General features: G+C 45.1%; 22 protein-coding genes and 22 tRNA genes. 12 read left to right on the forward strand and 32 right to left on the reverse strand.

Annotation, left to right across the window (positions count from 1 at the left end):
* Positions 1–161: 161 nt before the first annotated feature.
* The 5 genes from QUB35_RS30030 to QUB35_RS30050 all read right to left on the reverse strand — a co-directional run bounded on the left by QUB35_RS30030 (position 162) and on the right by QUB35_RS30050 (position 1405).
* Positions 162–238, reverse strand: a tRNA-Ala gene (locus QUB35_RS30030).
* 7 nt (positions 239–245) lie between these two features.
* A tRNA-Arg gene (locus QUB35_RS30035) sits at positions 246–319 on the reverse strand.
* 353 nt (positions 320–672) lie between these two features.
* A tRNA-Arg gene (locus QUB35_RS30040) sits at positions 673–745 on the reverse strand.
* Positions 746–840: 95 nt separating this feature from the next.
* A tRNA-Gly gene (locus QUB35_RS30045) sits at positions 841–911 on the reverse strand.
* 50 nt (positions 912–961) lie between these two features.
* Positions 962–1405 carry a retroviral-like aspartic protease family protein gene (locus tag QUB35_RS30050; RefSeq protein WP_333101624.1) on the reverse strand — a complete coding sequence of 148 codons (444 nt, stop codon included), beginning with the start codon at positions 1403–1405 and terminating at the stop codon, positions 962–964.
* A 103-nt stretch (positions 1406–1508) separates the two neighbouring features.
* Here QUB35_RS30050 and QUB35_RS30055 point away from each other — a divergent pair, with 103 nt between their 5' ends.
* Positions 1509–2114: a macro domain-containing protein gene (locus tag QUB35_RS30055; protein ID WP_333145295.1), complete on the forward strand. Its 606-nt coding sequence runs from the start codon at positions 1509–1511 to the stop codon at positions 2112–2114.
* A 20-nt stretch (positions 2115–2134) separates the two neighbouring features.
* On the opposite strand, the gene QUB35_RS30060 is transcribed toward QUB35_RS30055, so the two are convergent.
* The 18 genes from QUB35_RS30060 to QUB35_RS30145 all read right to left on the reverse strand — a co-directional run bounded on the left by QUB35_RS30060 (position 2135) and on the right by QUB35_RS30145 (position 4174).
* A tRNA-Thr gene (locus QUB35_RS30060) sits at positions 2135–2206 on the reverse strand.
* A 95-nt stretch (positions 2207–2301) separates the two neighbouring features.
* A tRNA-Leu gene (locus tag QUB35_RS30065) sits at positions 2302–2375 on the reverse strand.
* A gap of 124 nt (positions 2376–2499) precedes the next feature.
* Positions 2500–2572, reverse strand: a tRNA-Pro gene (locus QUB35_RS30070).
* Between the two features lie 4 nt (positions 2573–2576).
* A tRNA-Leu gene (locus QUB35_RS30075) sits at positions 2577–2657 on the reverse strand.
* A gap of 23 nt (positions 2658–2680) precedes the next feature.
* A tRNA-Leu gene (locus tag QUB35_RS30080) sits at positions 2681–2757 on the reverse strand.
* A 29-nt stretch (positions 2758–2786) separates the two neighbouring features.
* Positions 2787–2860: transfer RNA gene (locus QUB35_RS30085), tRNA-Gln, on the reverse strand.
* Between the two features lie 5 nt (positions 2861–2865).
* Positions 2866–2948 (reverse strand) — tRNA-Gln (locus QUB35_RS30090).
* A 10-nt stretch (positions 2949–2958) separates the two neighbouring features.
* Positions 2959–3033 (reverse strand) — tRNA-Asn (locus QUB35_RS30095).
* 6 nt (positions 3034–3039) lie between these two features.
* Positions 3040–3112, reverse strand: a tRNA-Phe gene (locus tag QUB35_RS30100).
* Positions 3113–3116: 4 nt separating this feature from the next.
* Positions 3117–3203, reverse strand: a tRNA-Ser gene (locus tag QUB35_RS30105).
* A gap of 4 nt (positions 3204–3207) precedes the next feature.
* Positions 3208–3281, reverse strand: a tRNA-Tyr gene (locus tag QUB35_RS30110).
* 34 nt (positions 3282–3315) lie between these two features.
* Positions 3316–3397, reverse strand: a tRNA-Tyr gene (locus QUB35_RS30115).
* 13 nt (positions 3398–3410) lie between these two features.
* Positions 3411–3485: transfer RNA gene (locus QUB35_RS30120), tRNA-Lys, on the reverse strand.
* A gap of 5 nt (positions 3486–3490) precedes the next feature.
* Positions 3491–3564, reverse strand: a tRNA-Glu gene (locus QUB35_RS30125).
* Between the two features lie 6 nt (positions 3565–3570).
* Positions 3571–3645: transfer RNA gene (locus tag QUB35_RS30130), tRNA-Trp, on the reverse strand.
* 3 nt (positions 3646–3648) lie between these two features.
* Positions 3649–3723, reverse strand: a tRNA-Met gene (locus tag QUB35_RS30135).
* A 102-nt stretch (positions 3724–3825) separates the two neighbouring features.
* Positions 3826–3899: transfer RNA gene (locus QUB35_RS30140), tRNA-Cys, on the reverse strand.
* A 201-nt stretch (positions 3900–4100) separates the two neighbouring features.
* Positions 4101–4174, reverse strand: a tRNA-Asp gene (locus tag QUB35_RS30145).
* A gap of 6 nt (positions 4175–4180) precedes the next feature.
* Between QUB35_RS30145 and QUB35_RS30150 the strand changes: the two genes are divergently transcribed.
* Positions 4181–4303 (forward strand): hypothetical protein, encoded by a 123-nt coding sequence (locus QUB35_RS30150; protein ID WP_333145296.1) that lies wholly within the window; start codon positions 4181–4183, stop codon positions 4301–4303.
* Positions 4304–4670: 367 nt separating this feature from the next.
* Positions 4671–5495 carry a biotin--[acetyl-CoA-carboxylase] ligase gene (locus tag QUB35_RS30155; protein ID WP_333145297.1) on the forward strand — a complete coding sequence of 275 codons (825 nt, stop codon included), beginning with the start codon at positions 4671–4673 and terminating at the stop codon, positions 5493–5495.
* Between the two features lie 353 nt (positions 5496–5848).
* Here the strand turns inward: QUB35_RS30155 and QUB35_RS30160 are convergent, their stop codons facing one another.
* Together QUB35_RS30160 and pdxA are read right to left on the reverse strand one after the other, a co-directional pair.
* Positions 5849–9460 carry an OmpA family protein gene (locus QUB35_RS30160; protein WP_333145298.1) on the reverse strand — a complete coding sequence of 1204 codons (3612 nt, stop codon included), beginning with the start codon at positions 9458–9460 and terminating at the stop codon, positions 5849–5851.
* A 119-nt stretch (positions 9461–9579) separates the two neighbouring features.
* On the reverse strand, positions 9580–10677 hold the full coding sequence (gene pdxA, locus QUB35_RS30165) for a 4-hydroxythreonine-4-phosphate dehydrogenase PdxA (RefSeq protein WP_333145299.1): 1098 nt from the start codon (positions 10675–10677) through the stop codon (positions 9580–9582).
* Positions 10678–11031: 354 nt separating this feature from the next.
* Between pdxA and petM the strand changes: the two genes are divergently transcribed.
* The 5 genes from petM to QUB35_RS30190 all read left to right on the forward strand — a co-directional run bounded on the left by petM (position 11032) and on the right by QUB35_RS30190 (position 14025).
* Positions 11032–11136 carry a cytochrome b6-f complex subunit PetM gene (gene petM, locus QUB35_RS30170; RefSeq protein WP_172189541.1) on the forward strand — a complete coding sequence of 35 codons (105 nt, stop codon included), beginning with the start codon at positions 11032–11034 and terminating at the stop codon, positions 11134–11136.
* 197 nt (positions 11137–11333) lie between these two features.
* A complete protein-coding gene (locus tag QUB35_RS30175; protein WP_333145300.1) occupies positions 11334–12311 on the forward strand; it encodes an NmrA family NAD(P)-binding protein in 978 nt (325 codons plus the stop codon).
* Position 12312: 1 nt separating this feature from the next.
* On the forward strand, positions 12313–13230 hold the full coding sequence (locus QUB35_RS30180; RefSeq protein ID WP_333101617.1) for an NAD(+) kinase: 918 nt from the start codon (positions 12313–12315) through the stop codon (positions 13228–13230).
* Positions 13231–13421: 191 nt separating this feature from the next.
* The gene (locus QUB35_RS30185; protein ID WP_333053554.1) at positions 13422–13640 is read left to right on the forward strand and encodes a hypothetical protein; all 219 of its coding nucleotides are present in this window, start codon (positions 13422–13424) and stop codon (positions 13638–13640) included.
* Positions 13633–14025, forward strand: a complete 393-nt coding sequence (locus QUB35_RS30190; RefSeq protein WP_333145301.1) for an aspartyl protease family protein — start codon at positions 13633–13635, stop codon at positions 14023–14025. The genes QUB35_RS30185 and QUB35_RS30190 overlap by 8 nt, the downstream gene beginning before the upstream one ends.
* Positions 14026–14203: 178 nt before the next feature.
* Here QUB35_RS30190 and QUB35_RS30195 read toward each other — a convergent pair whose 3' ends face one another.
* The 6 genes from QUB35_RS30195 to QUB35_RS30220 form a co-directional block, all read right to left on the reverse strand.
* Positions 14204–15247, reverse strand: a complete 1044-nt coding sequence (locus QUB35_RS30195) for a hypothetical protein (RefSeq protein ID WP_333145302.1) — start codon at positions 15245–15247, stop codon at positions 14204–14206.
* 208 nt (positions 15248–15455) lie between these two features.
* Entirely contained in the window at positions 15456–15788 is a 333-nt protein-coding gene (locus QUB35_RS30200) for a DUF5615 family PIN-like protein (RefSeq protein WP_333145303.1), read from the reverse strand.
* A complete protein-coding gene (locus QUB35_RS30205; protein WP_006634608.1) occupies positions 15785–16015 on the reverse strand; it encodes a DUF433 domain-containing protein in 231 nt (76 codons plus the stop codon). The genes QUB35_RS30200 and QUB35_RS30205 overlap by 4 nt, the downstream gene beginning before the upstream one ends.
* 237 nt (positions 16016–16252) lie before the next feature.
* Positions 16253–17803 carry an ATP-binding protein gene (locus tag QUB35_RS30210; RefSeq protein WP_333145304.1) on the reverse strand — a complete coding sequence of 517 codons (1551 nt, stop codon included), beginning with the start codon at positions 17801–17803 and terminating at the stop codon, positions 16253–16255.
* A gap of 307 nt (positions 17804–18110) precedes the next feature.
* Positions 18111–19022, reverse strand: coding sequence for a GTPase Era (gene era, locus QUB35_RS30215; RefSeq protein ID WP_333145311.1), 912 nt, complete (start codon positions 19020–19022; stop codon positions 18111–18113).
* 68 nt (positions 19023–19090) lie between these two features.
* A complete protein-coding gene (locus tag QUB35_RS30220) occupies positions 19091–19264 on the reverse strand; it encodes a hypothetical protein (RefSeq protein WP_333145305.1) in 174 nt (57 codons plus the stop codon).
* A gap of 267 nt (positions 19265–19531) precedes the next feature.
* Here QUB35_RS30220 and QUB35_RS30225 point away from each other — a divergent pair, with 267 nt between their 5' ends.
* A complete protein-coding gene (locus QUB35_RS30225) occupies positions 19532–19963 on the forward strand; it encodes a hypothetical protein (RefSeq protein ID WP_333145306.1) in 432 nt (143 codons plus the stop codon).
* Between the two features lie 675 nt (positions 19964–20638).
* Here the strand turns inward: QUB35_RS30225 and QUB35_RS30230 are convergent.
* On the reverse strand, positions 20639–20911 hold the full coding sequence (locus QUB35_RS30230; protein ID WP_333145307.1) for a hypothetical protein: 273 nt from the start codon (positions 20909–20911) through the stop codon (positions 20639–20641).
* A 284-nt stretch (positions 20912–21195) separates the two neighbouring features.
* On the opposite strand from QUB35_RS30230, the gene QUB35_RS30235 reads away from it, so the two are divergent.
* The 3 genes from QUB35_RS30235 (at position 21196) to QUB35_RS30245 (ending at position 23621) form a co-directional block, all read left to right on the forward strand.
* Positions 21196–21882, forward strand: coding sequence for an NUDIX hydrolase (locus QUB35_RS30235; protein ID WP_333145308.1), 687 nt, complete (start codon positions 21196–21198; stop codon positions 21880–21882).
* 198 nt (positions 21883–22080) lie between these two features.
* Positions 22081–22836, forward strand: a complete 756-nt coding sequence (locus tag QUB35_RS30240) for an ATP-binding cassette domain-containing protein (RefSeq protein ID WP_333145309.1) — start codon at positions 22081–22083, stop codon at positions 22834–22836.
* A gap of 137 nt (positions 22837–22973) precedes the next feature.
* The gene (locus tag QUB35_RS30245) at positions 22974–23621 is read left to right on the forward strand and encodes an ABC transporter permease (protein WP_333145310.1); all 648 of its coding nucleotides are present in this window, start codon (positions 22974–22976) and stop codon (positions 23619–23621) included.
* Positions 23622–23688: the final 67 nt, after the last annotated feature.

Consider the following 23688-nt stretch of genomic DNA (forward strand, 5'->3'; position numbering starts at 1 on the left):
AAGCAAGCGCTCTACCAATTGAGCTATGACCCCGCGTAAAAGATTCACCTGTGGAGTAAATCTAAAATCGAAAATCTCAAATCTAAAATCGAATGACCCCGCGTAAAAGATTCACCTGTGGAGTAAATCTAAAATCGAAAATCTCAAATCTAAAATTGGTGTGGTGGATCGCGATCGGATTTGAACCGATATCTTTCTAACAGCCAGTTAGATGCTTTACCAATTAAGCTACGAACCCCAGACAGCAGGAGCGGTAGGACTTGAACCCACAACATTCGAGGTAGAAGCTCGACACTCTATCCAGTTGAGTTACACTCCCATGTTTTTTGTTAATGTGCGATTCCCTACGGGATAGCTGCGCTTCACGCACTTTCCGTGCAAGTTATCAGAGCATTGCGTTTTCTCAGTTACTAGAGGGACTCCGCCGATGAGTTGCTACACACTCTTTAAAGGATGGCTACCTTTAAGCCAACCTGCCGGGTTCAATGCACTCCTCGTTCTCAAACGCCCGCTGATTTTGACAGCGGTACCTTTCCTCTCGTACTAAAGTATGTAGGCTCCAAAGATTGGGACACGCAAAGGGCGTTAGCGAAGCCCTCGAAGAGGATCGCTCTTAATATAAAAAATTATCCATTCAATGGAATCAACCTCCTTAAATTAAATAAAAAACAACGAGAGTGGTAGGACTCGAACCCACAACATCCGCGTCCGAAGCGCGGCGCTCTATCCATTGAGCTACACTCCCATAAACCGATTTTAGATTTTAGATTTTAGATTTTGGATTGAAGAAAACCTCTGGCGATTTTAGATTTCGGATTGAAGAAAACCTCGTTTTAGCCAAGCGGATAACGGGACTCGAACCCGTATCGCGAGTTTGGAAGACTCAGATGCTACCGTTGCACCATATCCGCACTTCAATTAGTTTTACCGATTGTATCTCTTTAACCTCAACATACAGCCTTTACAAAATTGTCAAGTAAGTTTGCGTTGGACTGATGGGTAAAGTTACTAATCGCTGATTTTTTAAATCTAATTCAATTCCCAGGGCTTCTAGAGGAATCACGCCTAATAAAGGATTCATACCTCCGGGCAATTCCAAACACTCAAACGTGCCTTCGCGTCCTACTAAAGAAATTTTAGCATCCTGAAAAATTCTGGCTTTACCAATGCCATTAGCAGTCTCTACATCCACTTCTTTGAGCAATTCTAAACCGAGTTGTGCAATGATACTTGCAGGCAAACACAATGTTGTTGCACCTGTATCAACTAGCACATTATTTAGAGTGACTGAACGGATTTGGTCGGAAGGCATAAATCCTCTGGCTGCGACATTTTGATCGGCGCGGTTAGTCACGGTGAGTGTGGTAATAATTTTTCCCATTGAGGTGTTGTCAGTTGCTAGCATAGTTTAACCTTGAACTACTCAACCTCAATTATGACAATTTTTTGGAAAAATTAGTACGATCGCCCTTAGCTATTTGCTAAACTAGCGCTCGGAGATAAAACACATGAAACTTATACTTACAGCACCCAATACCGAACTATTTGCGGCATTCCAAGAACATTTTTTCTACTTACCCAATCTCGAAATTACCAACAAATGTTTCGAGGATTTAACCGAGTATGACTGTTTGGTGAGTCCCGCTAATTCATTTGGCATGATGGATGGCGGTATCGACGCAGCTATCGTTGGTTTTTTCGGTCATTCTCTGATGGTTAGGGTGCAGCAGCATATCTTGGAAGACTATTTAGGCGAACAACCCGTTGGCACGTCATTCATCATCGAAACTCACCATCCCAAACATCCTTTTCTCGCTCATACTCCCACCATGCGCGTACCTATGTCTGTTGTGGGTACAGACGTTCCGTATGTGGCAATGTGGGCAATGCTATTAACAATTCGGCGCTACAATCGACACGCAAAACGTAAAATTGAGAGTGTCGTTTGTCCGGGTTTAGGAACGGGGATAGGCAGAGTTCCTTATCGCGAAGCCGCGCGGCAAATGGCACTGGCTTACGACTATTTTGTTTATCCCACGCCGTATGTAAACTGTTTTGTTGCGGCCGAACGACAACTGCAAATTTGGGAAGGTGGCGATCGCAATTCTGGCTAAATAGCGATCGTATTTTCCCAAGCAGGTGACAGGAGTTGAACCTGCAAGAAAGCTTTACAAGAGCCTCATGTTGCCAATTACATCACACCTGCATTTTTGGTGGCGGGGGCAGGAGTTGAACCTGCTATTAAGAGGCTTATGAGACCTCCAAGCCTACCCAGGCTACTTCACCCGCGATGTCACCAAATACCCCTGACTGGCATCGAACCAGCACTAACTAGATCCTAAATCTAGCGCCTCTACCGATTGGGCTACAGGGGCAAAACCGATTTGAGATTTGAGATTTGAGATTGAATAAAACCTCATACCCCTGACAGGCCTCGAACCTGCAAAAAACACTCGTTCTGAGCGAGTGATGTTTTCCAATTACATCACAGGGGTAAAGTCGGGATGGTTGGATTTGAACCAACGACTCCATGCTCCCAAAGCATGGCTTCTGGCCGCTGAATTACATCCCGTTCATGCTCCTCGTGAGACTCGAACTCACACTCAAAATAAAACAGATTTTAAGTCTGCCGCGTCTGCCAATTCCGCCACAGGAGCAACTAGAAACTTAGTTAAAAATTTGGTACTCCTAGTGAGATTTGAACTCACACAACACAATTTTTGAAATTGCGGCCTCTACCAATTGGGCTACAGGAGTGTAATTGATCTGCTTTGGTAATAGCAGAACTGGGAAGGCAGGGATCGAACCTGCATTTTGCCGCTTTCAAAGAGCGGTGCCATACCGATTAGGCGACTTCCCAATAATTGGGTACCGGGGTAGGCTTTGAACCTACAGACAGAAACTCCTATTTCAGAGATAGGCGGCTTTACTAATTTGTCTACCAGGCAATTTAAAAAATGGCTGCCCCAGTAGGACTCGAACCTACAACCTAGCGGTTAACAACCGCTTGCTCTACCATTGAGCTATAAGGCAACGCAATCCCCCAAGTCAGTATCGAACTGACGACCTCTTGTTCTTCACACAAGCGCTCTACCAACTGAGCTATCGGGGGAAAACGGAGAAGGAGGGATTTGAACCCTCGACGGCTGTTAAACCGCTCTTTCTTAGCAGGAAAGCGCCTTAAGCCTCTCGGCCACCTCTCCACAGCGAGAACGGAGGGATTTGAACCCTCAATCTTCAGTTTTATTAACTGAGATGTTATCCGGCTACACCACGTTCTCAAAATTGCAACTGCGGATTAAATGCAGTTACAAATGGGTCGGGCTGGAATTGAACCAGCAACGCTTTAAGCTACTGTTTTACAGACAGCTACCCACGCCAATAGGAGGGCCGACCCAAGATAGGATTTTTGGTAGGTCGCCGAGGAATTGAACCTCGATCCATCCGCTTAAAAGGCGGCTGCAAAACCATTCTGCCAACGACCCACGAGAAGTGCTGACGGGAGTTGAACCCGCAATCACTTGGGTGAAAACCAAGCGGCTTAAACCATTTGCCTACAGCACTATAAATTGGCACAGGAACTGAGATTTGAACTCAGAATGCTGGTTTTGGAGACCAGAGTGTTGCCAGTTACACCATCCCTGCTTTTGGTGGCAGCGGCGGGATTTGCACCCGCATTGACCAAGGTATGAACTTGGCGCTTTACTATTAAGCTACGCTGCAATGTCACTTTCGCTTCGTTCCTTTTCAAAGTTAAAAATTTCAATTAAAAGACTGTTAGTTTAATCTTTTAATTTCTAATTTTTAATTCCTGATTGGGAACAGAGGTTAGGGCGGGATTTGAACCCGCGAAAATCGGTTTTGCAGACCGACGCTTTGAGCCACTCAGCCACCTAACCTGGGAGTCCCGACGAGGTTTGCACTCGCAATCTTCACGCCAGAGGGGGAGACGGCTTGACTTTTGCCTACGGGACTTTGACCCCCGCCGAAAAACGGATACTTGCTTTCCGACAGGAGGTGTGGATTTTAGACCAAAGTTCCAGAGTCCAGATTCTTCTCCTGTGGAGTAAATCTAAAATCTAAAATCTAAAATCGACTGACGGGAGTAACGAGACTTGAACTCGCAACCTTTCGCTCGACAGGCGAATGCTCTGACCGGTTGAGCTATACCCCCGCGAAAATGAACAATATTCTGTCCTTGAATTACTCAAGTTGGGACGGGGTGGCGGTTGATTTCGCGTACTACAACCCGATCGGGCTATTGTTGCCGGAGTCTACACCGCCGATGTCCACAATTGTGTGACACGATTAACTTCCTATTCAGTTTTCAAGGTTCATATTGCTCCTGGGGTAAGGCTTTGAAGCTCTTTCCCCTTCGCCATACATTTATACTACATTACGTAGTACAAGACTGTCAAGGGGGTAATACAACTTTTTTTTAAATTGGGTTTTTTAAAGGGGTGTCGATCGCTCCAACAAACCCTCTGCGTCCCCCGTAACCCTTATAAATCAAGAGATTATGTGGCTAAACAGATGTTGTGGCGTAAGGTAAATCTGATGCTGAAACTGTACTACACTCCAATGTCTCTGAATTCTCGCCGTCGCGCGAGGTGGCACTTCTGGAAAATGCGATAATCAGCTTTTAAATATCAAATACTACAAATCAAACCTTGTCTGAATTGCCCTTAACTCCCGTGCCCGCAACCACAGAACCCGATCGCCCAAACCTGCATCACTGGCTACACTCCTTGGATACCTGTCCGAGTACCAACAGTTGGGCGATCGCCCGCGCGGCCCAACTCCACCACGGAGATGCTGTATTTACGAAGCGACAAACCAGCGGGCGCGGCCAACACGGGCGCACCTGGCACGCCCCAAGCGGTGTCTTGACTGTTAGTTTTGTCCTAGAAAACCTCAACCCCAATCTGTTGCCGGGACTCAGTTTAGCAGCGGGTTTAGCGGTGATTTACGCGATCGAAGATTTGGTTCCCGACTGTCGCGATATGCTGCGCCTGAAATGGCCAAACGATGTCTGGATCGATCGCCACAAATTAGCCGGAATTCTCTGCGAAGCTACTTCCGGCAATGTTTCTGGTAAAACTCGCGCGGTTGTGGGAATTGGACTCAACCGCTGCGTAGATTTCGCGGCTGCGGGATTGGATGAAAGGGATCTCGGCAATGCGGTAAGCTTGCATTCTATTGCTAGTACAGTACCGGATGAACTGTGTTTGGTCGATCGACTGCGACACTATTTACTCGAACTAGCCGATATGTTTTCTACCACAGACAAGCCAGTCTCCAAGTCCGGTTTAGCGCTACTTTTGCCGGAATTGCGCCGCCGCGATGCGTTGATTGGCTGCCAGGTGGCGATCGAACTTGCGTCGGAAACCATCTGCGGAGAAGCCGCCGGCATTGACGGATGCGGCCGCTTGCTAATATGCTTGGCGGGCGATCGAATACAAGCCTTTACCTCTGGGCGAGTTCGATTAATTTAAGAGTCATTAGTCAGTAGTCATTAGTCATTAGTCAGTAGTCAGTAGTCATTAGTCATATCCTGTCGATTACCCGAAATCAGGTAGGGGCGGGTTCACCAACAATACCTGCCAATAATTGACAATCTCAAAAACCCGCCCGGCCGGGATATTATGGTCAATCGATCGGACATGATATCAGTAGTCAGGAGTCATTAGTCAACAGTCATTAGTCAACAGTCATTAGTCATTAATCATTAGGGAAAATTCCCCATTAACAATGCCCGATGCCCGATGCCCGATGCCCTGTTTGGCCGGTGCCCGATGCCCGATGCCCGATGCCCGATGCCCCATGCCCAATTCCCCATTCCCTATTTCTAATTTATCACCTCAAATACTACCAATCTGCTCAGCCACAGCGGTTGATTGGCCTCCACACCTTCGGGACGACCCTTAGTAGAAGCAACTTCTATTCTGTTGCCATTTATCCCTTGTCTAACCAAAATATTTTTCACATTTGTCGCCCTTTCCAGTGCCAACTTTTGATTTTCGGTCGGACTGCTTTTAAAATCGCTGTAGCCAACTATCCTTAAATTCTTCGTGCGATTTTTCTCCATATATTCCTTGACTTTGCTAAGCTTTTCTGCTACATCTTTCGCCTGCAAACTTGACGAACCTGCACCGAAATACACGCGAACTGGCATTATTATCTTTGGTGGCGGTGGAGTTCCTATTATCACTGTATTTGTTACAGACTTCACCCCCGGAATTTTTTCAAAAGCTTGAGTTATTTTCTGAGCATCTGGCACTTTGCTCACGCTGCCTGCAACGGCGACTTTTCCCTCTGCATAGCGAGCTGAGATATTAATGCTTTCTACTTTATTCAAAAGAGCTGCCGTCCGCTTGACATCGGCTTCGACTAAAACTGGATCGGGAGGTACTTCAACGGCTATAATTTTATTTTCAATTCTTAATTTGGGAGCCACTTGCTGAGCGATTTTTTCCGCTTTCAATCGCAGATTTTGATTCGGCACTCGTCCCGAAATCTCCAATAATTTATCCTTAACATCTGCCGCGATACGATAAACCGATAACTCTGGAGCAGATTGTAATGCTAAATTCGTATCTGCTTCTAAGCTCGCTTCAACTCCGCTGCGGTATTGATGAATTCCCCAAGGTACGCCAATTAAACCTAACGCTGCCAAACCGATAATTGGTAAAATTGGCAGTTTAGAAGATTTAACTTTTACCTCTGTATCGATTAATTTTTGCAATTTCGAGTTTACTTCGGGTGGTACAGTTGCTGGATCGCCGTTAAATGACTGAATTTTATCTCCGTATTCTTGAACAATATTGTTGAATATCGATCGCATTTTATACTTAAACCACTGGCGGGTTTCTCCTTGCATCACTACTGCTAGATAACACGAACCAGCTACTTCCAATACTATCTTAGATGTGCCGTATTCTATTGCATCAATTTCTGCAATATTTCCCGACTGAGATATGCAATCGTTGACAAAAGATCGAATAGCAGTCAGCATCCCTGCTACCATGTCTGAGTCTAGCTGTTCGCGTTCAGAATGCTGCACTGCTGAAATTACTAAGCCCGATTGTGTTTGAATTAAAAAAACAGCTTTAACACTCAGTGGTGTTGTTTCTTTCATCAGCAATTCTGCTTCAGAAATGCCCTGTAATTTGGCTTTAATTTTGCGACTAATTCCCTCTGGACTTAAAGATGCTTCGAGTTTTTCATTAATCTCCCCCATCATCTCGGCGATGTATTTTAAAATCGTGCTGCCGATGATCGGATAAAGTGCATCCGACATTGCTTCTCGCTTGAGATGAATTTGCTGTTTGATAGCGGCAGCCATTTCCGGCGCGATCGCCATTGCAATTTCATCGGGCGCTTCACTCATTCTGTGGCTGATTCCCACAGTCAGAGCCGGCGATATGGCTACTCCCATCGACTGCCTGTTTTGTCGGGTTTTAGTATTAATTATTTCATCAATTATCGGACTTATGGTTTCGACAAATGATTTTCTCGACTCATTAATTGTTTGGAGCATCATTTCGGGAAACATGATTTTAATTCGGGCGATTAATTCTTCCCGATCGCCTCCCCATTCCGCATCAGTAATTTTGCGATCGAGTTCCCCTACTTTATCGTTGAGTCTGTAATTATAACTTACAACTTCATCTAACAATGGTAAAATAGATTCGATGACCGACTTTTGTAGTTGGGCGTGATGACTAACCATCAGCTCGTCAATCAAAGGTTTCAGTAAATCTGTAAACAAGTCTGTCGATTCATAAATTCGGTGTTCGATCGCCACAATCTGTTGTTCGATCTTCCCGAGTCTTTGATCGATCCTTTTATTCTGAATGATGGCATCGACAGCGGGGGCGATCGCAGATTCTATCTCTAGCTTTGCTTCCCCAATGCTTCGGGACAGCATTTCTACAATCACTGGCATTATTCTTGCCATCAACCCTTCTATCTCGCCTAAAACTTGCTGCTGAACTTCGACAATCTTAGTTTCATTATTTAATATTTGTGCTGCAATACCGCTGTTTTGAATAGCGGTGTTGACACCAGGTGCGATCGCCTCTCTCACCTCTAACTTTGTCTCCTCGATTTTCCGGTTCAGCGACTCAATCATTAACGGCATTAGCCTTGCCATTATATCTTCCGGCTGAGTTTTTTGCTGTCGTTGAAGATTATTTAGTCTACTTTCTACGTCGCTCAATTTGCCTTGAACTTCTCTTTGAAGAATTGCTGATTCTATCAAAGGTTGGATCGTCGCTGCTACTTGTAATTTTGATTCATCGATTTTCTGATTCAGCAAATCAGTTATTGCCGGCATTAGCATCGCCATTATCTCTTCTGGCTTCTGAATTGGCGACTGTTGCATAGCGAGTCGGCCTTCGATGATGCTCAATACTTTTTCTTCTATTTCTACCCAAGCTATTCTTACCTGTACTGAGGGGGCGACAGCTTCTACAACCTCTAATTTTAATTCACTAATTTTGCGGTTCAGTAAATCGCTAACTACTGGTACTAGCTGCTTGATTAAATCTTCCGGTTGCTGCTGGTAACGCTGCTGAATATTTGCAACTCTATCTTCAATTCTTACTACCTGTTCTTCAAGTCCGTTTTGATTGTGAATTACTTGATTGACTCTCGGTGCGATCGCCGAAGCCACCTCTAACTTAGACTCCTCTACCTTACGGTTGAGCAGATCGCCCACCACCGGCATCAGCCGTTGCATTAACTGTTCTGCATTCGGCAGTGGCTGCTGGTTCAAATTAGCAATCTGATTTTCCCAGTCTGCTAATTTTGCCTCCAACTCGATCCGATTAATTTTATTATTGCTCGCGAGGTCGATCGCCTTTTGTAATTCCAACTTCAACCCATCTAATTCTTCCCTCACTAACTCAGGAATTAACGGTTTCAGCAAAATCATCAATTGTTCGGGTTCAGACATCAACTTCTCAAAATTTTCTAACCTTTGTTCCACGCTCAAAACATTACTATAAAATTCCGGTAAATCCCTTTCAAACAGTAGTTGTTGCAACTGCTTAAACTGCTCTACTGCTTGTTCTAATTCTTCTTCCGAGTGCCGATTTTTTCTGGCTACCTTCGCGGCTATAGATAAATCGGGTTCCTCATTATTGTTTTCTCGTCTTTGAGGTGGGATGTCTTCATCGTTAGTTAATACTTCCGGTACAATACTCGGTGATTCGATGCGAAAAGACAATTGTTTGCGCCGATTTTCCTCATCCTCCAACCGCTGCACCGACTTTTCCGAAAGCGGTAACTTCAGCTCGCTTGGTTCTTTTTTTGATTTCTTTAATAACTGAAATTCAGTCAGTATGGTTAGCAATTCCTGAAGTTGCTCTCCAGCTTTAGAACTTGCCAGAGTTCCATCAGCAACCTCTTTTTCTGACTGATATATTTTGCCTGAATTATCATTAGATGCTGCCATACTGCGCTACCAAAAGTTGATTTTAATCGGCCGAAGAAATTACAAGCTTGCTTGCCGCCTCACCCCAGCGAAAATCAATAGGAATGACACAATTTTTCCGAGCGTCTGGCGTACTAAACCTATCGCCCTATTTTAACTGCTGTTCTGCGACTAGCCAACTGGGCCGCCAACTGCAATGCTGCCTTCATGCTGGAGGCATCTGCAATCCCTTGACCTACAATATCAAAAGCTGTGCCGTGATCCGGAGATGTGCGGACAAAAGGCAAGCCAATTGTAGTGTTGACTGCTTTATCGAAAGCCATCAATTTTACTGGAATCAACCCCTGGTCGTGGTACATTGCCAAGTAACCGTCGTGAGATTCTGTGGCTAAACCGTACCAAACTTTAGCCGGTTTTACCCACAGGGTATCGGGGGGGACTGGCCCGTCTAACTGCACTTGAGGAAAGCGATCGCGCTGCGTTTCCAACCAAGGTATCATCCAGTCTTGCTCTTCATTTCCCAGTTTGCCGTTTTCGCCGCTGTGAGGATTTAAGCCAGAAATCGCAATTTTCGGTCTTTCCAGCCCAAAATCTTCCCGCAAACAGTCTATCAGTAATTCTAGTTTTTCACTCAGTAATTCTGGAGTCAAAGCATCGGGGACTTGACGGAGGGAAATATGTGTGGTAGCGAGTAAAGTTACCAGCGTCCAGCCACTGTGGGGAGATGTGGCGGCAAACAGCATTCCGAACCGCTGCGATTTCGCCCTTTCTGCGAGTAGTTCTGTTTGTCCGGGATAATTGTAACCGGCCGCCTGCCAGCAAGTTTTGGAAATCGGGCCTGTGACGATGGCGGAGAATTCGCCGGCGATGGTACGGGCGATCGCACTTTCCATGTAAGCAAAGCTAGCCGCCCCGCTAGCTGCACTCCCGACACCGGGGACTATCTCGCCCCACTTGCTGTCTGGTTCAATATCAATAATATTTAATGTTTCGGGATTTGCCGCTTCTGCTGCGGGATTGGTCGATCGCAACTTATCGTAAGTTTGCTGCAAAATTCTCTTAGATCCGAAAACCGTCACCATCAAAGCAGCAGCGGGATCTGCCAATGCCTTGAGAATCACTTCCGGGCCAATTCCCGCCGGATCTCCCAGAGTTACAGCTAGTTTGGATTCCCGATCGAGACTCAAGGCAGTTTTCTCCAACAAAATACAGGAATTTCGGCACTGAAATTTTAGCATTCATGTACCCGGTTGACCCAAATTATATTATCTTTATCAGAAGATTGGGTTTAAAACCCCGTCTTTTTAGGACGGCTTTTTCCATTTTCAAGTAAAATAACACATTTATCTAAACAAATGAATATGGTACAATAAGCAGATCAGACAAGATTTAAAAACCTACCCCCGGACTGGGGGAAAGTCTACGCCCAAAACATTCACAGAGGAGATATGACTACACACCTATGTGCTTTTCGTGGTCAGCCTGGGAACCCTATTACTAGGGATATTAAGATCGAAATGTCTTAAGAATCCTCGTGCCTTCAGGGCGAGGAGTGTCAATTAATGCGATCGCCCAATTGGACTTATCAAATCATGAATCCTGAAATTTTCAATGCAGCCTTTTTGTCCTTTTCCCTAATTTTCGTGGGTATAGGTGGAGGCTTCCTCCTGCTCAAATTGCAAGGCGGCGAAGAATAAGTTTTTTTCAACCAATCCTTCAGAAGCCTTCTACCTTCTGCCTTCTAGAGTCTACTTTCTGGCGAAAGCAAGCCTTCTGCCGAATATCTCAAGCCTAAAATGAGAAAAATTCAGGTTTTTGTTAAGTTTTTATAACAAACTTAACAAAAACCTGATACCATCTTATAGAAAGTTTAAGATTCATAATTAATCCCTAGATGACTTTATTGATTTTAGGTGCCACCGGCACTCTCGGCCGCCAAATAGTCCGCCGCGCCCTAGACGAGGGCTACCAGGTGCGCTGTTTAGTCAGAAGTTACAGAAAAGCTGCCTTTTTGAAAGAATGGGGCGCTGAACTCGTACCGGGGAACCTTTGCCAGCCAGACAGTCTGCCTCCGGCCCTAGAAGGCGTCACTGCGATTATCGATGCAGCAACAGCGAGTGCAGCCGATTCTGTCAGCATCAAAAGAGTAGACTGGGACGGAAAAGTATCGCTGATCCAAGCAGCAGCAGCAGCAGGCATCAAGCGTTACATATTCTTTTCCTTTCTCGACGCTGAGAAATATCCTCAAGTCCCCTTGTTGGAAATCAAGCGCTGTACCGAATTGTTCTTAGCAGAATCCGGTTTAGACTACACAATCTTGAGACCTTGCGGCTTTTTGCAAGGACTGCTGAGCCTGTATGCAATGCCGATTTTGGACAATCAGGCAGTCTGGCTGCCCAAGAAGCCATCCGCCCTTGCCTACATGAACACTCAGGACGTTGCTAAATTTGCCGTCCGGGCCCTTTCCGTTCCCGAAACCGAGAAAAAAAGCTTTCCGGTGGTGGGAAATCGCGCTTGGGATGCTGACGAAATCGTGCGGTTGTGCGAACGGCTGTCAGGGAAGGAAGCAAAAATTACGCGCACCCCAGACGTATTGTTGCAGGCTACTCGTAAATTAGCTACCTTCTTTCAGTGGAGTTGGAACGTAGCTGACAGATTGGCTTTTTCAGAAGTTTTGGCCGCCGGAAAACCCTTGAAAGCTCCGATGGATGATGTTTACAGTGTCTTCGGAATCGATCCCAAAGAAACTACTACTTTGGAGTCTTATCTCGAAGAATACTTTAATCTGATTATGAAGAAGCTCAAGGAAATAGAGTACGAGCAGCTTAAGACGAAAAAACGGAGTAAACAAAAGATGCCCTTTACATTTTAAAGTGCCGAAAGCTGGGATTATATACAACGACGTTAAACCTGTGGCTTGTCGCATCGCCGCAGAGTTGGAAGACAAGCTGACTGCCCGCGGCTGGGAGGTTTGCTCGGTTTCTGGTTCGGGAGGAATTTTGGGCTATTCTAGCCCCTCTCGCCCGATGTGCCACACTCCGATCGACCAACTCGTTCCCCCCGGTTTTGACAGCGACATGGAGTTTGCAGTGGTGTTGGGCGGCGACGGTACGGTGCTGTCGGCATTTCGCCAAGTTGCTCCCATCGGAGTGCCACTGCTGACTGTCAATACCGGTCATATGGGCTTTTTGACAGAAACTTACCTGAACTTGCTGCCGCAAGCTTTGGAAAAGGTAATCGCCGGAGAATACGAAATAGAAGAAAGATCGATGCTGGCGGTGCGGCTGTTTCGAGAAAACGACTGCCTCTGGGAAGCCCTTTGTCTCAATGAAATGGTGCTGCACCGGGAACCGCTGACTTGTATGTGTCATTTTGAAGTGGCGATCGGGCAGCACGCCTCTGTTGACATTGCCGCAGATGGGGTAATTATCTCGACTCCGACTGGATCGACGGCTTACGCGCTGTCTGCCGGCGGGCCTGTGATCATTCCCGGAGTGCCGGTGTTGCAGTTGCTGCCTATTTGCCCGCATTCAATGGCTTCGCGGGCTTTGGTGTTTTCCAACACTGAGCCGATCAAGATTTTGCCGGCGAGTCCGAACCGCCTGGTAATGGTGGTAGACGGTAACGGCGGATGTTATGTTCTGCCCGAAGATTGGGTGCAAGTCGAGCGCTCTCCGTACCCAGCCCGCTTTATTCGGGTGCAATCTTTTGAGTTTTTCCACATTTTGCGGGAAAAATTGGGCTGGGGCTTGCCTCACATTGCTAAACCGAGTTCGGTTGAGTTGCCTTGATATTTGTTGGTAATAAGCGGAGGGCTAAAGTCCCGTCCTTTTAGGGCGGCTTTTTCTTTGTTTTTGGGCAGGATAAAGTTTGATCGGAATCTCCTACGGAATCCTTAATTCTCGATCGAGATTCCGAACCATCTCCAAACTCAGGCAGCGTTTATGATAGATGTATTCTCGTACTTCTGGGAGTTTAAACCATGTCTCTCGCTGAGTTAATACCTTTGGTGAACAATCTGAGCCAGTCAGACAAATTATCACTCTTCAAACTCCTAGCAGTGCAAATCCCAGACGCTGAACTACAAGTCATCTTTTCTGCATCAGAGTATCCGGTTCGATCGCTCTACGATGCAACGGAAGCGGCAAACATTATGATGCAGATGATTCGAGACGATCGAGAGGCATCTACTCATGCCTAGTTCGATCGAGTTTCCCTTTTCTGACGATGAAGCATTACCCACGATTCCCATCACTCTGATTCATGCAGGCTTTTCTGTCTCGGCGAATGCACTGCTAGATACTGGGTCTGCGGTCAATCTATTACCTTATGACATTGGTCTGCAATTGGGTGCAATTTGGGAGGAACAAACTGTCCGCTTGCCATTGGCTGGAAATCTGGCAACGGTTGAGGCGCGGGGTGTATTTGTAGATGTTCAAATTGGGAATCTGGAACCCGTTCGCCTAGCATTTGCTTGGGCACAAGCCTCTCAGGTTCCATTAATTCTCGGGCAAACCAACTTCTTTCGAGAATTTGATGTTTGTTTTGTGCGATCGCGAGGCACGATCGAAATTATTCGCTTCTAATAAGCATCGATGCAGAACTCGGAGTTTTATTTATAGCTTAACTCTCGATCGAGCTTCCGAATCATCTCCAAGGTCAGGCAGTGTTTGCGAGATAACGTTCCCGTTCAGCGGCTGCCAGTTCCTCTAAATTCATTTGTGTTTAATTTATTTTTAGTTAATTTTCTCTGTCTTGTTATACTTAAAAGTTAATTCCGCGCTTTTTCAATAAACTGCTAATGGACTTATCTTTGATTGCCCAATCATATAGTTCCTGATTGTAGTGATTTATTTCATCGTGAAATTTTCTCGTATCTTCAAAATAGTATTGCATTACATTTTGATTTGGGATGAGATTATCGAAATATAGTTTCGAAATCCCTAAAACGTTGTTCAAGATTTGTTGACAATCAATGTCTAGCTTGGGGAAGCCATCTTTAATATTATCGTAGAAATATTCAACCATATTATCTATCCTCACTAACGGATGAGGGTGTGAGAATTGCTTTGTATAAAAATCTTGCTTGTTAATAGTGCATTCTGAATTGGTTGGATTTGTGACTCCGAAATAAAATAGACTTTTTGTAATTACTATGCTCGCCAAGGCAAGGTACAACATACACTTAAGTTTTTCGTCGTTTTTATCCTTTAGGCTTCTATACACACTGAGTGCATACATAAGTACTTGATATGATGCCATTCTATCTGCATCAAATTCCCATACGTGTTTTTCTAGACTAAAATCACTTTTGTCTAAATTTTCAGAGTATAAGAAATTCTTGGGTATTTCGGAGCTGTTGAACTGTAATATATGTCGAAATTCATGGCCAAAGGTATACTGAATTGAGCAGTTCAACATGAATTCATTAAATTCAAAGCCCTGGTCTTCATGGAGATCACAATAAGCATCTGAAATAGATTTTTCGTTAATAAAACAAATACATATAATGTTCGAGAATTGGTCATTAAACTTATCTTTCATGAAGACAGGGTATCCATTCGTGATTCCTATAATGTTATACTCATCGATTTTTTGTGCAAAAGCATTGCAACTATAATAGCCTTGTCTTATGTAGAAAACACAATTCTCTAGATGAAAGATATCAGCATAAGATTGATATAATTTTTGAAATTTTTCTTCAAAGTATTTATAAATGCTTATCAACTCCGCATCTTCTTCTTCTTGATAGTCAAAAGCACGTTCAATTATTCCTTCTCTAATAGTATTTTTTTTAATATCTTTCATGTGTTCTTCTGTTTCATTTTGCAATATAACGATTTAGTCCAACTGCGCGCGATCGCCTCTCAACCAAGCTAACAATCTTAAATTCGCGTCAGTTGCAACGACTAGATTTATCGAAGCACCCCATACAAGAAGCTTTGAGCTTTTGCAGATTGGTTACTGTGCTGCCGATAAATCTTATAATTATAATTATATCGCAGTTGCGGTACAATTATGATAAAGCAAGCAGCGATAAACTCTCATCTTCATAAAATAACTCGATGGCGTTAAAATTCCGACGTAGCAAATTTTCAATTTGCAATGTCGAACAGTTTCCCAGGCGAAGCCAAATAACTTTCGGTGGATTCCCAAATACTAAGCTCAGGTCGTGCATATCCGCGTCTTTCGAGACAATCATCAAATTATTGTCTTTTGCATAATCCCAAACTATTGGGTCGATCGTTGCTTTCATTCCCACATCTCGAACGTGAAGCGAATTTGGGAAAATATCGCTCAAACGATTCGGCAACTTGGGCGACAAATTTTCATCAAAAAGTAATTTCATGCCGATAAGGTCGCGGTCATAAACCGACGCTCGCGGTCAGCAGCATAAGCAATGCAGGCTTTTAAATCTTCTCGCGTCAAATCGGGAAAATCGTCGAGAATTTCTGCTTCGGTCATCTCGGAAGCCAGGTACTCAAGCACTTCATAAACCGTAATTCGCAAGCCGCGTACACAAGGCTTACCACCGCGTTTATTTGCTTCGATCGTGATGTGGTTTCGGTAGTTCATAGTTGGAATTTTTGAGAATCTCCTCGTTTGAGGTTTGGCGAAAAGATTAGATATACTAGCTTGTTACATGGGTGCGCGATCGAATAATTCTATTGCAGTTGCGGTACAATACTGGATATAATCGAGTAATACCGCAGCTCGATAGTGTATGTCAACCCCTTCTTAATTATATTTTAGATTAGAGTCGATCGCACACCCTCGGCGATCGCAAAAATCGAGACATTCATCACAACTTCTTCACGCACGAATAACTGTAACAGTTCGCCCCATTGGTGTCAGATGAATTTCAGTATTCAATCGTTCTTCTAATTCGAGCGCATTCTCGCGTCGATCGAATATCACCAACCACCCCTCATCTTGTCCCAATCGAGCCAAATATCCATCTAACTGTTGCAACCCTTTACTCAACGGATCGACTTTCCGAGTTCGCCAAACCTTCAGTTCAATTCCCAATGTTACCTCACCATAACGCAAACATAAATCCATTCTGTCGCGTCCGATCGCATATTCCCGCTCCAATGTTCCCCCACCATTAATCACCCGATGCAGAAATGCCATCAACACTAAATGAGGGGCTATTTCGGGATAAGATGCACTTTTGAGTAACGGTTCGCCATGCTGTAGCCAAAATTCCAGAAAAGTTTTGAGTAACGCTTGCGTGTCTAATTTGCCTTCATGAGTCAACCAACTCGGTGCAATTTGCGGCAGAGAAGCCATTGGCGTTACGGTGAGCACGCGGGGCAAAACTTCCCGATAAATTGGGTTAGCGATCGTCAATCCACCCTGAACATCCATCTTACACAAACCCAAATCGATTAAAAACTGAATATCATCATTGGGGATATTGCCCAGTTCCAAACCCGCCAACATCGGCTCGATAATGGCTTTGACTCGGTTTTCTCTGAGTCGTTCTGCCAAGCTATCCAAATGCGTATCTTGCCGTTTTATTAAAATTTCTTTAGCTAATAAAATCTGTTCGGGTGTAATTTCTATAGATTCATCTGTTACTAATTCTTCTACAATTTCCTTAGCTAAAGCATTCACTAACCAAGGTTGTCCCTGAGTCAGTTCAAAAGCTAAGGCTACGGCTTCAGGTGTAAAAACTTGTCCGGTATCTTGGGTATGTTGCGCGTAGAGTTCCGCGACTTCTGAGGCATTAAAATCTCTCAGAGTAATCGATCGCACTTTAATATTAAACGGACTGGATGTGTTGAGGCGATCGCTTCCCCCCGCAGCCACTTTGTAATCGCGAACATCCCGCAAACCAATTAAACCCACCGATTGCGGAAACGCTTTCGGGCGATTGGGATAACCATCGCGCAGTTGTCGCAGAATAGAAATCAAAGCTTGGTCTTGCAATGCGTCAATTTCGTCGATAAAAATGACCAAAGGACGAGGAGAAGATTGTGCCCACAGGCTGAGTACATCGCCGATTTGCTGTCCCGGTTCCGACGATGGCCAAGCAGGCGGCTGCAATTCTGGGGGAAGTCGAATCGAAATCGCCCGTCGCCAAGCCCCCAAAATAGCCTCTTCTGCACCAGCAATGTCTTGACTGAAGGGTGCGCCCACTTCAACTGACAGCATCACGGCGGTGTATTGTCCGCTTTCGGTGAGTTGTTTGGCTAGCGCCAGCATGGCGGTGGTTTTTCCCACTTGTCGGGGTGCGTGGATGACGAAATAGTTCTGCTGAGCAATCAGTCGTTCCAGGCTAGGAATGCGACGGGTAGCAGGAAGTACGTAGTGGATATCCTCGCGGCAGGGGCCAGCGGTATTGAACCAACGGGGCATAGGTCAACTGGGGCGAATGGGGCTGCTCTCAGTTTACTGTACTGTTATTGGAATGGCGTTCTAGTTGTTAAGCGGGGGTTTGTAACTCTCGGTACCAGATGAAACTCTCTCAGAGCGAAAGTCGTGCTCGATTCTTGATTCAAAGGACCTCTTGCAAAAATAATTAGGACGGGCTCTTGGGCCCATCCCACAAAATTTATTTTTTATTGTGGGATGGGCCCAAGAGCCCGTCCCATCAATAGATGAAAAGGATTTTTTGCAATAGATATAAAGAACGGAAGAACCCCAACTGCAAACAGATAAAGTTTTATTCTTCCACGCGATAGCCCAATTCTGCCAAACGAGTACGCGACTGCCGCCACTTCGGCTGCACCTTGACAAATAACTCCAAATATACTTTGCCTTCAATTAACTTTTGAATCTGTTCCCGCGCCGCACTGCCGATCGACTTGAGCATACTGCCGCTTTTACCGATTAAAATACCTTTTTGGGAATCCCGTTCGACGTGAATTGTCGCCAGAATGCGCGTAATTTTTGCTTCTTCTTGAACTATGTCGATCGCGATTGCTACGGAATGCGGTACTTCTTCCCGCGTCAGCAGCAAAATCTGTTCCCGAATCAATTCACCCATAATAAAGCGTTCCGGCTGGTCAGTCACCAAATCGGGCGGATAATAATAAGGCCCAACCTCCAAATGTTCGATTAACAATTGTTGCAGCGACTCGACACCCTCGCCCGTGAGAGCCGAAAATTTCACTACAGGCCACTCAGGATTGACAATTTGCTCGTAAGTTCGATCGATCAACACGGAATCCTCCGGTTGTTCGTCCAACTTATTCATCCCCAAAATCACCGGAACTTTGCAATTGCTGAGAATTTCGATAATATATCGATCGCCCCCTCCCGATTCCACGGAACCATCCACCACCAACAGCACCACATCTACCGACTGAATCGCGGTGCGGGCATTCTGTACCAAAACCTTGCCCAATTCGTGATGTGGCTTGTGAATTCCGGGAGTATCTACAAAAATAATTTGTGCTTCCGGTGTCGTTAGGATGCCCCGCAGCCTGTTACGCGTCGTCTGAGACACCGGCGAAGTAATAGCAATTTTCTGCCCCACCAACTGATTCATCAGCGTTGATTTTCCGACATTCGGGCGTCCGATAATACCCACAAAGCCCGATTTGTAACCCGCCGGAGCCGCGGGAACACCCATAATGTCCGATACGTCGATAAATTTACTATCTTCCACTAAAATCACCTATTTTCAAGCCCCTTCTCTGTCTATTGTCGCCTGAAAATACTCAAACGCCCATCGATGCACTGTAGCATCTTTCTCGCCCTGGTATAGCCCGCAACACTCAAACCTCGATCGAGCCGCAAACCAGTGTTAAAACAGGATAGGCGATCGGCAAAACTTGATATCTGAGACAAAATTTGATAAAGTTCCAATGACATCGCTCAAAAATGAATCATTCTGGTAAAACCGACTCCCCAATGCTGTAACAACTTCAGATGTGTAAATATCTAACTCAACTGAAACTCTTCTACAGTTTGTCAGGCCAACCAGTTTTAACATTTTTGAAGATGTTTGGTAATAAATTAGGTAAGTTGAGTTCAAACTCAAAAGCTCAATATCATCAGGCGCTTTCTCAATAAAAGCTAGTGTCTTTTGAGCCTACCTAAATTAGTGCTAATCGTCATAAAGTTGAGGAGATGAATCGAATGAAATCGAAATTATTTTGGAGTGCCTGCACCGTTTTGGTAGCAAGCTTGCCTGTTCCCGCATTGGCTCAAACCAGCCCTCCCACCAGCCCTCAAGCAGGTATTGACTACAAGGGTGGCTCGAAGAATTACCAATTGGTACCGGGCAGAATCCAAGACAGAACCTTGCCCAGAGCATTTGACTTTCCAATTATTACCAATGTTGGTACTGACACTAGCATTACCTCGGATTTCCTAATTACCGATCAGTTTCGCGCCCCAGCGGGTCGTACAGAATACACCGGAGCTCTCACCTCCTGGGCAGCATCAATCAGAGAATGTCTGGCCAAACAACCACTCTTGATTCGAGCCAGCACTAAGAACCCGATTCAGATTAATGGTAGAGTAGGCACGATTGTCAGAAACGCAAATAACCGTGCAGTTTGCAAATAAGCCAGCAATATCACAGGCGCTAAATTGACCGTAATTGCTGTAAGGGCGGGTTCACCAATATCTCCCATGCAAGCATCGATACAGTAAACCCGTCACCGCAGCGATATTGGGGTCAATCGAGGTCAGTTGATATAACTTCCGCTATCTAAAGATAAAAACTAGAGAGTGTTTTTGAACAAAAAGAGCAATAGAAAACCTATTGCTCTTTTTGGTGGCGAAATTTCAATTAATATCTATTAGGACTTCTATGATATCGGCGGAAACGACATCATATATAGCAATCCTAAATCATTTGTGAATTTCTTACTCCCTCCCCTTAGTAAGGGGAGGGTTGGGGTGGGGTAAAAAGTTTACGACTCATTTAGGATTGCTATAGCAATCCTAAATGATTCAGATACATTTGTAGGGGTAGTGCTACCCCTACTCCCCGTGCCTACCCCCTATCTATCGGGCAACCACGGGGGGATTGCCCCTACAATAATTATGCAAATGATTTAGGATTGCTATATCAGAGGTTTGTAGTGAGGAATGCAAGTCCTTATCAAAGTTTAAGGACTTGCATTCCTCACTGCAAACGAGATAATTACGCAGAAACCAGCTTGTTTCCAAAAAATCCCGTGGAACGCGAGGGATATGGATTTTAACACCTGGTTTATGAAAGTTTGTCTGCGTAATTCACGATTTAGGAGCGCAAAATTCATGTGTACTCAGTAAAATTTCGCCATAATCAGGAATCCAAGCTAGCCACTGTTCTTCCGAAGATTCACACAACAGCCACGCTTCGTCAAAGCTGAATGCGGTTGGCGGATTGAACAATTTAACCCACATAGAAGGAGTCAATTTTGGTGCAGGTACGGCGCAGCCAAATTTTTCCCAGTCACGGACACTGGCGAAGCTTCCGGGCGTTGGTTGGGATTGCCAAGTACGAATATCTGTTTGCAGTTTCATCACAACTCCTTTTGGGCTAAGACTCTGAACCAGGGCGCGGTTGAAACAACCTAGAGCGAAGGCGCAGATAAATTTTGATTATGTAGTCTATGTTACGGAATTATCTAGGCGAATGTGTAAGGTTGTAGCAAAAATTTACAATCGAGAGGAAAAAACTGGCTCAAAGCTGAAAAGGTCGATCGGCTATTGTTCAGCTCGGCAACGATCGCCTACCATAACAAACAACACCTGATATCGTTTCCGGCGGCATCGGAATGATAAATTAGAGGGCAATTCATGAAGGATTGTTACAAGTCGCCACCTATCTCGGCGCAATTTTCAGTTGTTCGATTCACAGTCAACAGTCAACAGTCAACAGTCAACATCATTCCGGTGCAACCGGAATTGATATGATTTATTCCAAAAATTCCGACATGAACCAAACTGCAAAATCCCAGTGGAAAACTCTAGATCGCTTTGTAGAAATCAACTCTCATTGGGTAAAACTAATCGCGGAACATCTCGAAACAACCGAAGGAAAAACAGTAGAATATTGGCGAGTAGAAAGAGCAGATTCAGTTGTAATCTTGACCATTCAAGCTGACAAATTGCTGTTTCCCCCACCGATGTATCGCCCCGGCGTGGCAGAAGCAACCCTCGATTTTCCCGGCGGTCGCGTACCAGCAGAAGCCACGCCAGCAGAAGCCGTTCCAGCTATAATCAAGAAAGAATTAGGCGTGACAGAAAGTGCGATCGCCCGCATCGAACCGATCAACACCGTCGGCTGGGAAATAAACAGTTCCTTCTCCAATCAAAAACTCTACGGTTTTGTTGCAGAATTGCACCCGACAGCAACAGTAAACCCCGAACTTCTCGGTGCTGAATATCCTGTCACCCCAGACGGAATTCGCGACTTGCTCAAAAAATTAACTTGCCTCCAATGTCGAGCCTTACTGCTAGAATGGCAAAATCAAGTCGATTTTAGATTTTAGATTTTAGATTTTAGATTTTAGAATTGGCAATTGTCCCCCGATGCTCGCTGATTTTAATTTTAGGACTTACGCTCATAAACCCGGTTTCTCTGACAAATATTGGGTTAAGCAGCAAATTATCTAAGAAAAAAACCGGGTTTCTAGCCCCTTGTCTGTAAGTTCTAAAATTCCTGAAAACCCAAATCACCGGAAGTAATCATGCCTCTCAATAAAGAAGTTGCTGTCGAATGCCTCGACGTGACATATCGCCTCAACCGCAGGCATTTAGTAGAGAAACTCAATTTCAAAGTGCTGCAAGGAGAAGTTTTAGTATTGCTGGGACGCAGCGGAAGTGGCAAAACTACTACCATGAAATTGATTAACAATTTACTAACGCCCAGCAGCGGCGAAGTTCTTGTCATGGGAAAACCGACAACTCAGTGGAACCCAATTCAACTGCGCCGAAAAATTGGTTATGTGATTCAAGAAATTGGTTTGTTTCCGCATTTTACCGTCGAGCAAAACGTCGGTTTAGTGCCGAAATTAGAAGGTTGGGAGGGCGATCGTATTCAATCTCGCGTCCGGCAACTGTTAGAATTAGTCAACCTCGACCCCCAGCACTTCGCCAAACGCTATCCCCATCAGTTATCCGGGGGACAGCGGCAGCGGGTAGGCGTCGCTAGAGCACTGGCGGCTGACCCTCCGATATTGTTAATGGATGAACCGTTTGGTGCTTTAGACCCGATTACTCGTCTGGAATTACAGCGGGAATTCGGTCAATTGCAGCAGCAACTCGGCAAAACTGTGATTTTTGTGACTCACGGGATTCAAGAAGCTTTTTTGTTAGCTTCTAGAATTGGTTTGATGCAAGACGGACGGTTGGTTGAATTGGGATCGCCCGATGATTTTATGAAATCTCAGCATTCAGAAGCTCAGGCATTTCTTGAATGTTTGCAATTACCCGGGACGGGGTAATAATATGATGTGCGATCGCATCATTGGTTTATGGGTATGGGCGGGGCGGGTTTTTGAAGCTGATGGTTGGGAATTAAAGATATTGGTGAACCCGCCCCTACGAAATTTTTAATTATACCACAATTGCCAATTACCAAATGATAGAATTTTTAAATCGGTATGGTGCGGAGATAATTCGGCGCGCCAGTGAACACTTATATTTAGTAACTGTTGCAATTTTTATCGCTATTATTGTGGGGATTCCCCTGGGGATTTTAGCTACGAGAAAACCAAAATTGAAAAAGCCAATTTTGGGATTTGCTAATATTATGCAAACAATTCCCAGTTTAGCTTTGTTTGGCTTGCTAATCCCGGTGCCGGTATTGGGTGGAATAGGCGATCGCACGGCAATTATCGCCCTGACTCTGTATTCTTTACTGCCAATTATCCGCAATACTTATACTGGTATTGTCGGCGTCGATCCAGCGATTACGGAAGCGGGAAGAGGCATGGGAATGACTGATATGCAACTGTTATGGCAAGTGGAAATTCCCCTGGCGCTGGGCGTGATTCTGGCGGGCGTGCGAGTTGCTGCGGTAATTGCGATCGGACTCGCTACAATCGCCGCTGCAATTGGTGCGGGTGGCTTGGGGGTGTTTATTTTTCGTGGCGTTGCTACCGTCAACAATCAGTTACTTTTGGCTGGGGCAATTCCAGCCGCTTTGATGGCCTTAGCTGCGGATTTTGGGCTGGGTTTCGTAGAAGCGCGCCTCTCGAAAAGTACCTTAAAAACTCTTAAGGAATGAGAATTAAATAACTTCCACAAGTTTGTGGGATGGGCGTCCCGCCCGTCCAAAAAGGACGGGCGGGACG

It is taken from the genome of Microcoleus sp. B13-B6 (assembly GCF_036705405.1).
Classification (GTDB): Bacteria; Cyanobacteriota; Cyanobacteriia; order Cyanobacteriales; family Microcoleaceae; genus Microcoleus.

Coding starts and splice junctions, on each gene's coding strand:
- QUB35_RS30050 (WP_333101624.1), bottom strand. CDS start 1,405: ATGCTAGCAACTGACAACACCTCAATGGGAAAAATTATTACCACACTC.
- QUB35_RS30205 (WP_006634608.1), bottom strand. CDS start 16,015: ATGAACTACCGAAACCACATCACGATCGAAGCAAATAAACGCGGTGGT.
- QUB35_RS30160 (WP_333145298.1), bottom strand. CDS start 9,460: ATGGCAGCATCTAATGATAATTCAGGCAAAATATATCAGTCAGAAAAA.
- QUB35_RS30185 (WP_333053554.1), top strand. CDS start 13,422: ATGTCTCTCGCTGAGTTAATACCTTTGGTGAACAATCTGAGCCAGTCA.
- pdxA (WP_333145299.1), bottom strand. CDS start 10,677: ATGCTAAAATTTCAGTGCCGAAATTCCTGTATTTTGTTGGAGAAAACT.
- QUB35_RS30195 (WP_333145302.1), bottom strand. CDS start 15,247: ATGAAAGATATTAAAAAAAATACTATTAGAGAAGGAATAATTGAACGT.
- QUB35_RS30200 (WP_333145303.1), bottom strand. CDS start 15,788: ATGAAATTACTTTTTGATGAAAATTTGTCGCCCAAGTTGCCGAATCGT.
- QUB35_RS30220 (WP_333145305.1), bottom strand. CDS start 19,264: ATGTCATTGGAACTTTATCAAATTTTGTCTCAGATATCAAGTTTTGCC.
- era (WP_333145311.1), bottom strand. CDS start 19,022: ATGGGTGTTCCCGCGGCTCCGGCGGGTTACAAATCGGGCTTTGTGGGT.
- petM (WP_172189541.1), top strand. CDS start 11,032: ATGAATCCTGAAATTTTCAATGCAGCCTTTTTGTCCTTTTCCCTAATT.
- QUB35_RS30190 (WP_333145301.1), top strand. CDS start 13,633: ATGCCTAGTTCGATCGAGTTTCCCTTTTCTGACGATGAAGCATTACCC.
- QUB35_RS30230 (WP_333145307.1), bottom strand. CDS start 20,911: ATGAAACTGCAAACAGATATTCGTACTTGGCAATCCCAACCAACGCCC.
- QUB35_RS30225 (WP_333145306.1), top strand. CDS start 19,532: ATGAAATCGAAATTATTTTGGAGTGCCTGCACCGTTTTGGTAGCAAGC.
- QUB35_RS30240 (WP_333145309.1), top strand. CDS start 22,081: ATGCCTCTCAATAAAGAAGTTGCTGTCGAATGCCTCGACGTGACATAT.
- QUB35_RS30150 (WP_333145296.1), top strand. CDS start 4,181: ATGAACAATATTCTGTCCTTGAATTACTCAAGTTGGGACGGGGTGGCG.
- QUB35_RS30245 (WP_333145310.1), top strand. CDS start 22,974: ATGATAGAATTTTTAAATCGGTATGGTGCGGAGATAATTCGGCGCGCC.
- QUB35_RS30055 (WP_333145295.1), top strand. CDS start 1,509: ATGAAACTTATACTTACAGCACCCAATACCGAACTATTTGCGGCATTC.
- QUB35_RS30175 (WP_333145300.1), top strand. CDS start 11,334: ATGACTTTATTGATTTTAGGTGCCACCGGCACTCTCGGCCGCCAAATA.
- QUB35_RS30210 (WP_333145304.1), bottom strand. CDS start 17,803: ATGCCCCGTTGGTTCAATACCGCTGGCCCCTGCCGCGAGGATATCCAC.